Origin of the sequence: Neochlamydia sp. AcF65, from assembly GCF_018342435.1 — a bacterium.
In the GTDB taxonomy this organism is placed as follows: domain Bacteria; phylum Chlamydiota; class Chlamydiia; order Chlamydiales; family Parachlamydiaceae; genus Neochlamydia.
Genome location: NZ_JAEMUE010000012.1, coordinates 1 through 12,217, shown reverse-complemented (window position 1 = coordinate 12,217; position 12,217 = coordinate 1). Strand labels below are relative to the sequence as shown.

The 12,217-nt window shown below is 40.5% G+C and carries 8 protein-coding genes; 7 read left to right on the top strand and 1 reads right to left on the bottom strand.

Features of this window, described 5'->3' with window-relative positions; translation table 11 throughout:
* Positions 1–9 precede the first annotated feature (9 nt).
* From yajC to NEOC65_RS00735, 3 genes are read left to right on the top strand one after another with little or no spacing between them, the layout of a single operon-like run.
* Positions 10–432 carry a preprotein translocase subunit YajC gene (gene yajC, locus NEOC65_RS00745; RefSeq protein ID WP_242678240.1) on the top strand — a complete coding sequence of 141 codons (423 nt, stop codon included), beginning with the start codon at positions 10–12 and terminating at the stop codon, positions 430–432.
* A gap of 11 nt (positions 433–443) precedes the next feature.
* A complete protein-coding gene (locus NEOC65_RS00740; RefSeq protein ID WP_249298940.1) occupies positions 444–1,100 on the top strand; it encodes a protein-L-isoaspartate(D-aspartate) O-methyltransferase in 657 nt (218 codons plus the stop codon).
* 7 nt (positions 1,101–1,107) lie between these two features.
* Positions 1,108–2,031, top strand: a complete 924-nt coding sequence (locus tag NEOC65_RS00735) for a DUF2608 domain-containing protein (RefSeq protein ID WP_213155392.1) — start codon at positions 1,108–1,110, stop codon at positions 2,029–2,031.
* An 87-nt stretch (positions 2,032–2,118) separates the two neighbouring features.
* Here NEOC65_RS00735 and NEOC65_RS00730 read toward each other — a convergent pair whose 3' ends face one another.
* Positions 2,119–2,265 carry a hypothetical protein gene (locus NEOC65_RS00730; RefSeq protein ID WP_166157908.1) on the bottom strand — a complete coding sequence of 49 codons (147 nt, stop codon included), beginning with the start codon at positions 2,263–2,265 and terminating at the stop codon, positions 2,119–2,121.
* A 251-nt stretch (positions 2,266–2,516) separates the two neighbouring features.
* Between NEOC65_RS00730 and NEOC65_RS00725 the strand changes: the two genes are divergently transcribed.
* The 4 genes from NEOC65_RS00725 (at position 2,517) to NEOC65_RS00710 (ending at position 11,869) form a co-directional block, all read left to right on the top strand.
* On the top strand, positions 2,517–4,517 hold the full coding sequence (locus NEOC65_RS00725) for a leucine-rich repeat domain-containing protein (protein WP_213155391.1): 2,001 nt from the start codon (positions 2,517–2,519) through the stop codon (positions 4,515–4,517).
* A gap of 392 nt (positions 4,518–4,909) precedes the next feature.
* The gene (locus tag NEOC65_RS00720) at positions 4,910–6,676 is read left to right on the top strand and encodes a leucine-rich repeat domain-containing protein (RefSeq protein WP_213155390.1); all 1,767 of its coding nucleotides are present in this window, start codon (positions 4,910–4,912) and stop codon (positions 6,674–6,676) included.
* Positions 6,677–7,237: 561 nt separating this feature from the next.
* Positions 7,238–9,412: a leucine-rich repeat domain-containing protein gene (locus NEOC65_RS00715; protein ID WP_213155389.1), complete on the top strand. Its 2,175-nt coding sequence runs from the start codon at positions 7,238–7,240 to the stop codon at positions 9,410–9,412.
* A 552-nt stretch (positions 9,413–9,964) separates the two neighbouring features.
* Positions 9,965–11,869: a leucine-rich repeat domain-containing protein gene (locus NEOC65_RS00710; protein WP_213155388.1), complete on the top strand. Its 1,905-nt coding sequence runs from the start codon at positions 9,965–9,967 to the stop codon at positions 11,867–11,869.
* Positions 11,870–12,217 lie beyond the last annotated feature (348 nt).

The window sequence follows — 12,217 nt, the reverse complement described above, 5'->3', positions numbered from 1 at the left end:
GGATGAAATATGATTATGAAAATGACTTGCTTTTCTACACTTGGCTTTACTATGTTGAATAATACGATAGCTTTTGCGCAAGAAAACACTAATCTTGAAATTGTTCCTCGCGATCAAGGAATGACTCAAACTTTTGTAATGATTGCGATCGCTCTGATTTTCTTCTATTTGATCTTATGGAGGCCTGAACAAAAACGTCGTAAAGCCATAGAAGAGCAGCGTAATGCCTTAAAAAAAGGTGATCGAGTAACCGCTATGGGAATTGTCGGAACGATCGTGCGTATAGAAGACAATACTGTTATACTCAAAATGTATGATGGCTCAAAGATCGAGATGCTTAAAGCAGCTATTACTGATGTAGTAGCAGCCACAGAGGAAGAAGCTAAAAAAGCTGATAAAGAAGAGCGAAAAGTTGAGGAAAAAAGCTCTTAAGGAAGATAGTTATGTCACTTGATGATGATTATTCTCACAAAAGGCAAGAGATGGTAAGGACACAGCTTCTTGCCCGAGGAATTACTGATCCAGCTACCTTGGAAGCTATGCGGCATGTCCCTCGTCACTTATTTGTTCCTGCTTCTATGCAAGAAGATGCCTATGAAGATAGGCCTTTACCTATAGGGGAGGGGCAAACTATTAGCCAGCCTTTCATAGTGGCTTTAATGAATCAACTAGCTGAAATTACACCTGATTCAATTGTATTAGATATTGGCACTGGCTCAGGGTATGCAGCAGCTGTAGCTGCTTATACAGCGCAAGAAGTCTACACTGTTGAATTTTTGCCTAACTTAGCGCATGCGGCTCAAGAATGCTTTAAGCAGCTAGCCTATCTTTCTATCCATTGCAAGGTGGCAGATGGCTCCTTAGGCTGGCCTGAACATGCCCCTTATGATGCTATCATTGTGGCAGCAGGTGCTCCTGCTATTCCTCAAACTCTTATCAAACAACTAAAGATTGGCGGTCGCCTGATTATTCCTGTGGGCGATAGTTTTAGCCAACTTTTACTGCGCCTGCGTAAAACCTCTGAGGAAACATACGCTCAAGAGACCTTTGAACCTGTCCGTTTTGTTCCTTTAATAGGTAAAGAAGGGTGGGAAAGTTAGGAGAAAAATGGCCAGCAAACTAAGGCAAATAATGAAAGGTTATTTCATCTTACGCCATCAAGGGCGCGTTTGGCTAGCTTTGATAGGGAATTTTTTCTTGTTAGTTGTTGCCTTCCTATTCTCGATGCCACTTTCAGCAAAAGTTGTAGAAACGCATCGTTTTGCTGATATCCTGCAAGAGGTAGATCCACATTCTATAATTTTTTTTGACATTGATGATACTCTGATTAATACGACGAGTATATTGGGCAATACCCCATGGTGGAGTTATTTTGTATCTAAAATGGCTACTGCTAATTTGTCTAAGGAGGAAGCTCGTTTAGAAGTTAATAAAATCATTCAAAAGATTATGCTTCAAGTTCCGATGAGGCTGATAGATCCTTCTGCTGCTGAAATTATCAAAAAACTTCAGCAACAGGGAATTCTTACTTTTGCTTTAACAGCTCGTTGTTTAAATCCTGATTACATGCAAGAGGCTGACCTTTGTGCCTATAAACATCTAAAAAGTGTGGGCATTGATTTTTCTCTTAATCGACTGCCAAAATTGATTGATTCTAACGCCTACAAATGCTTTTCTCAAGGCATTATTTTTACCGATTATCAAGATAAAGGCCCCTTCTTAAAAAACTTTTTAAACCATCATTCTCTTCGTCCTAGTAAAGTTATATTTATCGACGATAGTCCCCGCCATATGAAGTCTGTAGAAAGTATGGTGGAAGCTATGGGTATACCATTTTGCGGTTTTAGATACAGCCAACTAGATCATTTCCATAAACAATTTGATCCTTTACTAGCAAACATTCAACTAGAAGCCTTTCTTCAAAATGATCGCCTACTATCAGATGAGGAAGCATTAAAAATAGCTCAAGCAGAACCTGACAAAAATCCAGACTATTTTATTAATGAGCTTATAAGGAAGTGGCAAAATTAAAACTTTTAACACGCTTACCTAATTTTTTATACAAGTTTTACATCTATCTTCTGCCCGGCAGCTTTTCACCACATCGGCTTCCTTGCCCTATTTTAGCGCATCGCTTTTGACCTTCTCTTTTGGATAGCCTTGACTTACCCATGCTTTTTCTACTGATTCCCAGCAATTATGCTCGAGGAGTTGCCTTAAGCCTTCCTTATCAGAGATAAGGCCTCCTAAGCTTTTTACAACCATGATAATCGGCTCGGCCTAAAGATCCACAAGGTAGGAGAAGATAAGATAAAAATTGAAAAAGGAATAAGACAAACTGCTCAAGCTTTTATAAAACATAGACGACTCTCCCTTCTTTCTTAAAATAAAAATTGCTTAATAAAGAAAAGAAAGGGTAATTTTCTGGCAAAAAGGTAAGGGCTAGTTCTTTAAAAAGCAGGCTAGATCTGCCCCATAAGGTAATAGCTTACCATACAATCTTAAGGAGCTTTTATATGATGCCGTCAGATTCTACTTCTAGCACCCAGGTAACTTTTCGTACTACAGTTTCAGAGAATATAGAAGATCCCGTCTCAGGAGAGTTGATGACTCGAGCGGTTACTTTGTTTCCTTGTGGTCATACCTTTAACGAAGATACCGTCATCCAATGCTTAGCACGCAATAAACTTTGTCCTCTAGATAGAACGCTTATTGAAAGGCATGCACCCAACTACACGGTCAGGCACCTGGCTGAAACGGCTGAATCCCACCCTTTAGAGGAAATTAAGCATGAGCCTAGTGAAGAAGCTGTAGGACATTTCTTACGAGGTAAAGAACTTGCTGAAAAAGGAGACCATGCAAATGCTATAGAAGCTTTACTGCAAGCTTTGCAATTAACTCCTACGTATGAAAAAGCCCAGGCTTATCTTGAATTTTGCCTTAAGCGCTCCTCAGAGGCTTCTTTATCTTCCCAGCCCTTTCCTCTCGCTTTTTCTGATAAAGGTAAAGAAAAAAGCCTTCCTTCTGCAGACTCTTCTAAAGAGCGTTATACTGAGCTCTTATTCAATCTTTTAGAAGAACCTTCCATTCAAGAGCATTCAACCTTAAAGAAAATGCTAGAGAATCAATTGGAAGAGTTGATGAGCCAAGACAGTGAAGAACTGAACCAGAAAGATAAGCTAAGTTATAAATGGACGGAAAAATTATTAGGAGAAAATAAAAAGATTAGGCAATTTGCCCTCGAAAAACTACGCCAAATCCACCAAAGTTCTTCCTCTCTTGCCCCAACCGCTTCTCAATCTTCTATTTCCACCTCTTCTACAACCTCCTCTAAAGAAATCCCACCTCTTTCTCCTCTATCTGTAACACCTCTTTCCATGGCCTCTCTTTACAACGCAATCATCCAAGTTCATTTTCCTAAAGGGAATGGGGATTTTATAAAACAAGCGCGCATTTTAGATAAGATTTATAAAATTAAGCCTAATCTTTCTATTGAAGAAAAAGTTCCCTACATCTTTCAAAAACTTTTTAACTTGGCCGCTTCTCTTTCTCCTTCAGAATTTGAAGGAAATGCTAAGGAAAGCAAGGCCTTCACTCTTTCTAATTACTCCTCCTATCTGCTGAATATTAACCGCCTCTTACTTTGGCAAAATTTACCAGATGGAACAGAATATTTAGATCAACCACAGATTCAAGCTTTACCTTTAAAGAAAAAAGGACCGCTGTTAACACGATGGATAGAAGAGTACGGTAAAACTATTACTTACTTATATTTTTCAGGCTTATATTTTTCAGGGTTAACCTTTTTGCCGCCAGAAATTGGACAGCTTACTAAGCTTGACACGCTTTGCTTAAGCAGCAACCAGCTAACTGCTCTTCCTGCAGAGATCGGGCAGCTTTCTCAGCTGACAACGCTTGACTTAAGTTGCAACCAGCTAACCGCTCTTCCTGTAGAAATCGGGCAGCTTACTAAGCTTGACACGCTTTGCTTAAGCGGCAACCAGCTAACTGCTCTACCTGCAGAGACCGGGCAGCTTGCTAAGCTGGAAATGCTTAACTTAAATCAAAACCAACTCACCAGCCTGCCTGAAGAAATCGGGCAGTTGTCTCAGCTGCAATACATCTCCTTAAACCAAAACCAGCTCACCAGTTTGCCTCCAGAAATCGGACAATTGTCTGAACTGCAAACGCTTATCTTAAGTTACAACCAGCTAACCGCTCTACCTGCAGAAATCGGGCAATTGTCTCAGCTGAAATGGCTTGAGTTAAATTACAACCGGCTAACCGCTCTTCCTGCAAAAATTGGGCAGCTTTCTCAGCTGGTAATGCTTGACTTAAGCAACAACCAGCTAGCTTGCCTCCATGTGGAAATTGGGCAGCTTTCTCAGTTGGAAATACTTGACTTAAGGGGCAACCAGCTAACTGCTATTCCTGCGGAGATTCGGCGGCTTCCTCAACTTATTGAGCTTAGGGTTGAGGAAAATCGCTTTTTAGGAAATAAATGCTACCTCTGTTAGTTCATCATAATTTGATAGACGCGATTGGACTGAAAATGGCTGCGGATATGATAATCTATGCTTTTTAAGTAAGTTATGACTGTAAAGTGAGTAGGAAGAGAAAGCGAGCCTTTGTAGGCCTCCTAAGCCTTTTACAACCATGATAATCGGCTCGGTCTAAAAATCTACAAGGCATGAGAAGATAGGATAAAAATTGAGAAAGAAATACGAGAAACTGCTAAAGCTTCTATAAAAGATAAACGCCCCTCTCTTTTTTCTTAAAATAAAAATTGCTTAATAAAGAAGAAAAAGAGTAATTTTCTGGCAAAAAGGTAAGGACTAATTCTTTGAAAAGCAGTCTACAGCTGCTCCATAAGGTCATAGCTTACCATAAAACTTTAAGGAGCTTTTATATGATGCCGTCAGATTCTACTTCTAGCATCCAGATAACTTTTCGTACTACAGTTTCAGAAAATATAGAAGATCCCGTCTCAGGAGAGCTGATGACTCGGGCGGTTACTTTGTTTCCTTGTGGCCATACCTTTAACGAAGATACCGTCATCCAATGCTTAGCACGCAATAAACTTTGTCCTCTAGATAGAACGCTTATTGAAAGGCATGCACCTAACTACACGGTCAGGCACCTGGCCGAAACGGCTGAGTCTCATCCATTAGAAGAAATTAAACGTGAGCCTAGTGAGGAAGCTGTAGGACATTTCTTACGTGGTAAAGAACTTGCTGAGAAAGGAGACCATGCAACTGCCATAGAAGCTTTACTACAAGCTTTGCAATTAACTCCTACGTATGAAAAAGCCCAAGCCTATCTTGAATTTTGCCTTAAACGCTCTTCAGAAGCTTCTTTACCTTCCCAGCTCCTCCCTCTCGCTTTTTCTGATAAAGGTAAAGAAAAAAGCCTTCCTTCTTCAGATTCTTATAAAGAGCTCTATACTGAGCTCTTATTCAATCTTTTAGAAGAACCTTCCATTCAAAAGCATTCAACCTTAAAGAAAATGCTAGAGAATCAATTGGAAGAGTTAATGAGCCAGGACAGCGAAGAACTGACCGAGAAAGATAAGCTAAGCTATAAATGGACGGAAAAATTATTAGGAGAAAATAAAAAGATTAGACAATTTGCCCTCAAAAAATTGCGCCAAATCCACCAAAGTTCTTCCTCCCTTGCCCCAACCGCTCCTCAATCTTCTATTTCTACTGCTTCTTCAACCTCCTCTAAAGAAATTCAACCTCTCTCTCCTCTGTGCATTACACCTATTTCTATGGCCTCTCTTTACAACGCAATCATCCAAATTCATTTTCCTGAAGGGAATCGGGATTTTATAGAACAAGCGCGTATTTTGGATAAGATTTATGAAATTGAGCCTAATCTTAATCTTTTGGTTGAAGAAAAAGTGCCCTATATCTTTCAAAAGCTCTTTACCTTAGCCGTCTCTCTTTCTCCTACAGAATTTGAAGGAAATGCTAAGGAAAGCAGGGTCTTTACCCTTTCTAATTACTCCTCCTATCTATTAAATATTAACCGCCTCTTACTCTGGCAAAAGCTACCAAGAGGAACAGAGTTCTTAAACCAACCACATATTAAAGCTCTACCTTTAAAGAAAAAAGGAGAGCTGTTAGCGCAGTGGATAGAAGAGCATGGTAAGGATATCGCTTTCCTGCATCTAAATAGGTTAGGCTTGACCTTTTTACCACCAGAACTCTGTCAGCTTACTAAGCTGCAAGTTCTTAGCTTAAACAACAACCAGCTAACCGCTCTTCCTGCGGAGATTGGGCAGCTTACTAAGCTGCAAATTCTTAGCTTAAGCTGCAACCAGCTAATCTCTATTCCTGATGAAATAAGGCAGCTTACTAAGCTGGAAATGCTTGACTTAGGATACAACCATCTAACCTCTATTCCTGCGGAAATCGGTCAGCTTACTAAGCTGGAAATCCTTTTGTTAGCCGACAACCATCTAACCTCTATTCCTACGGAAATCGGGCAGCTTACTAAGATGGAAAACATTGACTTAAGTTGCAACCAGCTCATCGTTATTCCTGCGGAAATCCGGCAGCTTACTAAGCTGAGAAGCCTTGTCTTAAACAACAACCAGCTAACCGGTATTCCTGCGGAAATCCGGCAGCTTCCTCAACTTCGTAGGCTTACAACTTGGGGAAATCGCTTTTAAGGGGTGTTTCTTAAAGTGAATAAAGGTGTTTTCTTAAGAAAGAGCCGCGGCAAGCATAAGATAATTTTTAGGCTGGAAAATAAGCTGCTTATTAAAGATTATTTTTATGCTTACCCCTCTTTCTAGACAAACTTTTTTCTAAGAACTAAATGATACCTCTGGTAGTTCACTATAAACTGATAGAGGTGATTAGACCGAAAATGGCTGCGGATATGACACCCTAGGTTTTTTAAGTAAGTTAAGTTAGGATTTGTAAGGTGATAGGAAGAGAAAGCGAGCCTTTGTAGGCCTCCTAAGCTTTCTACAACCATGATAATCAGTTCGGTCTAAACTCACCAACGTATGAGAAGATAAGATAAAAATTGAAAAAGGAATAAGACAAACTGCTCAAGCTTTTATAAAACATAGACGGCTCTCCCTTTTTTCTTAAAATAAAAATTGCTTAATAAAGAAGAAAAAGAGTAGTTTTCTGGCAAAAGGTAAGGATTAGTTCTTTAAAAAGCAGGCTACAGCTGGCCTCATAAGGTAATAGCTTACCATAAAATCTTAAGGAGCTTTTATATGATGCCGTCAGATTCTACTTCTAGCATCCCAATAACTTTTCGTACTACAGTCTCAGAAAATATAGAAGATCCCGTCTCAGGAGAGCTGATGACTCGGGCGGTTACTTTGTTTCCCTGTGGCCATACCTTTAACGAAGATACCCTCATCCAATGCTTAGCACGCAATAAACTTTGTCCTCTAGATAGAACGCTTATTGAAAGGCATGCACCTAACTACATAGTCAGGCACCTGGCTGAAACAGCTGAATCCCATCCATTAGAAGAAATTAAGCATGAGCCTAGTGAGGAAGCTGTAAACCATTTCTTACGCGGTAAAGAGCTTGCTGAAAAAGGAGAGCATGCCACTGCCATAGAAGCTTTACTACAAGCTTTGCAATTAACTCCTACGTATGAAAAAGCCCAAGCCTATCTTGAATTTTGCCTCAAACGCTCCTCAGAGGCTTCTTCATCATCACAACCGCTTCCTCTTGCTTTTTCAGATAAAGGGAAAGAAAAAAGCCTTCCTTCTTCAGACTCTTATAAAGAGCGTTATACTGAGCTCTTATTCAATCTTTTAGAAGAACCTTCCACTCGAGAGCATTCAACTTTAAAGAAAATGCTAGAGAATCAATTGGAAGAGTTGATGAACCAGGGCAGTGAAGAACTGACCCAGAAAGATAAGCTAAGCTATAAATGGACGGAAAAATTACTCGGAGAGAATAAAAAGATTAGGCAATTTGCTGTCGAAAAATTGAGCCAAATCTACCAAAGTTCTTCCTCTCTTTCCCCAACCGCTCCTCAATCTTCTATTTCTACTGCTTCTTCAACCTCCTCTAAAGAAATCCCACCTCTCTCTCCTCCATCTATAATACCTATTTCTATGGCCTCTCTTTACAACGCAATCATTCAAGTTCATTTTCCTGAAGGGAATCGGGATTTTATAGAACAAGCGCGTATTTTGGATAAGATTTATGAAATTGAGCCTACTCTTCCTATTGAAGAAAAAGTGCCCTATATCTTTCAAAAGCTCTTTACCTTAGCCGTCTCTCTTTCTCCTACAGAATTTGAAGGAAATGCTAAGGAAAGCAGGGTCTTTACCCTTTCTAATTACTCCTCCTATCTGCTAAATATTAACCGCCTCTTACTCTGGCAAAAGTTACCAGGAGGAACAGAGTTCTTAAACCAATCACAAATTCAAACTCTACCTTTAAAGAAAAAAGGAGAGTTGTTAATGCAGTGGATAGAAGAGCATGGTAATGGTATTACTTTCCTGAACCTAAATAGGTTAGGTTTGACCTTTTTACCGCCAGAAATCGGACAGCTTTCTCAGCTGCGAGAGCTTTGGCTAAGCAACAACCAGCTAGCCACTATTCCTGCGGAAATTGGGCAGCTGTCTGAGCTGCAATGGCTTGACTTAAACGACAACCAGCTAACCACTATTCCTGCGGAAATCGGGCAGCTCTCTCAGCTGCGAATGCTTTACTTAAGCGGCAACCAGCTAACCTCTATTCCTGCGGAAATCTGGCAGCTTGCTAGGTTACAAGAGCTTGATTTGAGCCACAACCAGCTAACCGTTATTCCTGCGGAAATTGGGCAGCTTACTAAGCTGCTAGAGCTTAATTTAAGCGACAACCAGCTAACCTCTATTCCTGCGGAAATTGGACAGCTTTCTCAGCTGCAAGAGCTTAATTTAAGCAACAACCAGCTAGCCTCTATTCCTGCGGAAATCTGGCAGCTTACTCAGCTGAAAAGAGTTGGCTTAAGAGGAACCCAGCTCACCAGTCTTCCTGCGGAAATCCGGCAGCTGTCTGAGCTACAAACGCTTGATTTAAACAACAACCAGCTTACTACCCTTCCTGCAGAGATAGGGCAGCTTTCTCAGCTGAAAATGCTTTTCTTAAGCTACAACCAGCTAACTACTATTCCTGCGGAAATTGGGCAGCTTTCTCAGCTGCACACCCTTTGGTTAAAGAACAACCAGCTAACCACTATTCCTAGGGAAATCCGGCAGCTTTCTCAGCTGCAAATGCTTTTCTTAAACTACAACCAGCTAACTACTATTCCTGCGGAAATTGGGCAGCTTTCTCAGCTGCACACCCTTTGGTTAAGCAGCAACCAGCTAACCACTATTCCTAGGGAAATCCGGCAGCTTCCTCAACTTGGTGATCTTAGAACTGAGGGAAATTGCTTTTAGGAGCTACCTCTTAAAGGGAATAAAAGTGTTTTCTTAAGAAAGAGCCGTGGCAAGCATAAGATATTTTTAGGCTGGAAAATAAGCTGCTTATTAAAAATTATTTTCATGCTTACCCCTCTTTTTAGGTAAACTTTTTTCTAAGAACTAAATGCGCCCTTTTGTAGTTTATCGATAGATGCAATTAGACCGAAAATGGCTGCGGATATGATACTCTAAGCTTTCAAGTGGCTTAAGCGTTGGGATTATAAGGGGTAGGAAGAGAAAGTGAACCTTTGTAGACCTCCTAAGCTTTTTACAACCATGATAATCAGCTCGGTCTAAACTCACCAACGTATGGGAAGATAAGATAAAATTGAAAAATGAATAAGACAAACTGCTCAAGCTTCTATAAAAAATAAGTGTCTCTCCTTTTTTTCTTAAAATAAAAATTGCTTAATAAAGAAGAAAAAGATTAATTTTCTGGCAAAAAGGTAGGGACTAGTTCCTTAAAAAAGCAGGCTACAGCTGCTCCATAAGGTCATAGCTTACCATAAAACTTTAAGGAGCTTTTATATGATGCCGTCAGATTCTATCTCTAGCACCCCAATAACTTTTCGTACTACAGTTTCAGAGAATATAGAAGATCCCGTCTCAGGAGAGCTGATGACTCGGGCGGTTACTTTGTTTCCTTGTGGCCATACCTTTAACGAAGATACCGTCATCCAATGCTTAGCACGCAATAAACTTTGTCCTCTAGATAGAACGCTTATTGAAAGGCATGCACCTAACTACACGGTCAGGCACCTGGCCGAAACGGCTGAGTCTCATCCATTAGAAGAAATTAAACGTGAGCCTAGTGAGGAAGCTGTAGGACATTTCTTACGTGGTAAAGAACTTGCTGAGAAAGGAGACCATGCAACTGCTATAGAAGCTTTACTACAAGCTTTGCAATTAACTCCTACGTATGAAAAGGCCCAAGCCTATCTTGAATTTTGCCTTAAACGCTCCTCAGAGGCTTCTTCATCTTTACAGTCCCTTCCTCTCGCTTTTTCTGATAAAGAAAAAGGCAAAGAAAAAAGCCTTCCTTCTGCAGACTCTTATAAAGAGCGCTACATTGAGCTCTTATTCAGTCTTTTAGAAGAACCTTCCATTCGAGAGCATTCAACTTTAAAGAAAATGCTAGAGAATCAATTGGAAGAGTTGATGAGCCAGGACAGCGAAGAACTGACCGAGAAAGATAAGACAAGCTATAAATGGACGGAAAAATTATTAGGAGAGAATAAAAGGATTAGGCAATTTGCCCTTGAAAAATTGCACCAAATTCATCAAAGTTCTTCCTCTCTTTCCCCAACCGCTCCTCAATCTTCTATTTCCACCTCTTCTTCAACCTCGTCTAAAGAAATTCAACCTCTCTCTCCTCTATCCGTCAGATCTATTTCCATGGCCTCGCTTTATAACGCAATCATCCAAGTTCATTTTTTTGAAGGGAATGGGGATTTTATAAAACAAGCGCGTATTTTAGATAAGATTTATGAAATTGAGCCTACTCTTCCTATTGAAGAAAAAGTTCCCTATATCTTTCAAAAGCTCTTTACCTTAGCCGTCTCTCTTTCTCCTTTAGAATTTGAAGAGGACTCAAAAGAAAGCAAGGCTTTTACCCTTTCTAATTACTCCTCTTATCTCTTAAATATTAACCGCATCTTGCTCTGGCAAAAGTTACCAGGAGGAACAGAATATTTAAACCAACCGCAGATGCAAGCTTTACCTTTAAAGAAAAAAGCAGAGCTGTTAGCGCAGTGGATAGAAGAGCATGGTAAGGAGATCACTTTCCTGCGCCTAGATGGGTTAGGCTTGACCTCTTTACCACCAGAAATAGGGCAGCTCTCTCAGCTGCAATGGCTTTACTTAAACGACAACCAGCTAACCACTATCCCTGCGGAAATTGGGCAGCTTTCTAAGATGAAATGGCTTTACTTAAACGGCAACCAGCTAACCACTATCCCTGCAGAAATAGGGCAGCTTACTCAGCTGGAAATGCTTAACTTATACAACAACCAGCTAACCGCTCTGCCTGCTGAGATAGGGCAGCTTACTCAGCTGGGAACGCTTGACTTATACAACAACCAGCTAACCGCTCTGCCTGCTGAGATAGGGCAGCTTACTCAGGTGGGAACGCTTAACTTATACAACAACCAGCTAACCGCTCTGCCTGCTGAGATAGGGCAGCTTTCTAAGATGAAATGGCTTTATTTATTCAACAACCAGCTAACCACTCTGCCTGCTGAGATAGGGCAGCTTACTCAGCTGCAAAAACTCTATTTAAACGACAACCAGCTAACCACTATCCCTGCGGAAATTGGGCAGCTTTCTCAGTTGGAAATGCTTGACTTAAGAAGCAACCGGCTAGCCGCTATTCCTGCGGAAATCCGGCAGCTTCCTCAACTTAGTGTTCTTAGAACTGATGGAAATCGCTTTTAATACTACAGTGGTAAATATAAACATAGCTTCCTTTACCTTTGATAATGGTAATAACAAGCACTCGCTTGATGCTTACGACGCCAATTAGACCATTCTAACCAATAGCTCCAGCATTGCTTGATAGAGGTGTCTACATATATCACGCTAGACGCCTAGCTTCTTGTAGGTATATCTAATTAAATTAAATTCCCTACCTTTAGAAATTTCTTCATATGAAGCCGAGGAGCTTTTTTTTTCTTCTCCAGTAGATTGAAAGCATCGCGCAAGCCCGAAAGGAAAGTTAAAGCTAATAAACAAAGCGTCATGTGTCGATACCAGCCTGTGTAGCTTCTCACCTCATAGTGGTCA

What these genes read in the sequence shown, in the direction of transcription:
- NEOC65_RS00730 (WP_166157908.1), bottom strand. Translation starts at nt 2,265, where the DNA reads ATGGTTGTAAAAAGCTTAGGAGGCCTTATCTCTGATAAGGAAGGCTTA.
- NEOC65_RS00740 (WP_249298940.1), top strand. Translation starts at nt 444, where the DNA reads ATGTCACTTGATGATGATTATTCTCACAAAAGGCAAGAGATGGTAAGG.
- NEOC65_RS00710 (WP_213155388.1), top strand. Translation starts at nt 9,965, where the DNA reads ATGATGCCGTCAGATTCTATCTCTAGCACCCCAATAACTTTTCGTACT.
- NEOC65_RS00720 (WP_213155390.1), top strand. Translation starts at nt 4,910, where the DNA reads ATGATGCCGTCAGATTCTACTTCTAGCATCCAGATAACTTTTCGTACT.
- yajC (WP_242678240.1), top strand. Translation starts at nt 10, where the DNA reads ATGATTATGAAAATGACTTGCTTTTCTACACTTGGCTTTACTATGTTG.
- NEOC65_RS00735 (WP_213155392.1), top strand. Translation starts at nt 1,108, where the DNA reads ATGGCCAGCAAACTAAGGCAAATAATGAAAGGTTATTTCATCTTACGC.
- NEOC65_RS00725 (WP_213155391.1), top strand. Translation starts at nt 2,517, where the DNA reads ATGATGCCGTCAGATTCTACTTCTAGCACCCAGGTAACTTTTCGTACT.
- NEOC65_RS00715 (WP_213155389.1), top strand. Translation starts at nt 7,238, where the DNA reads ATGATGCCGTCAGATTCTACTTCTAGCATCCCAATAACTTTTCGTACT.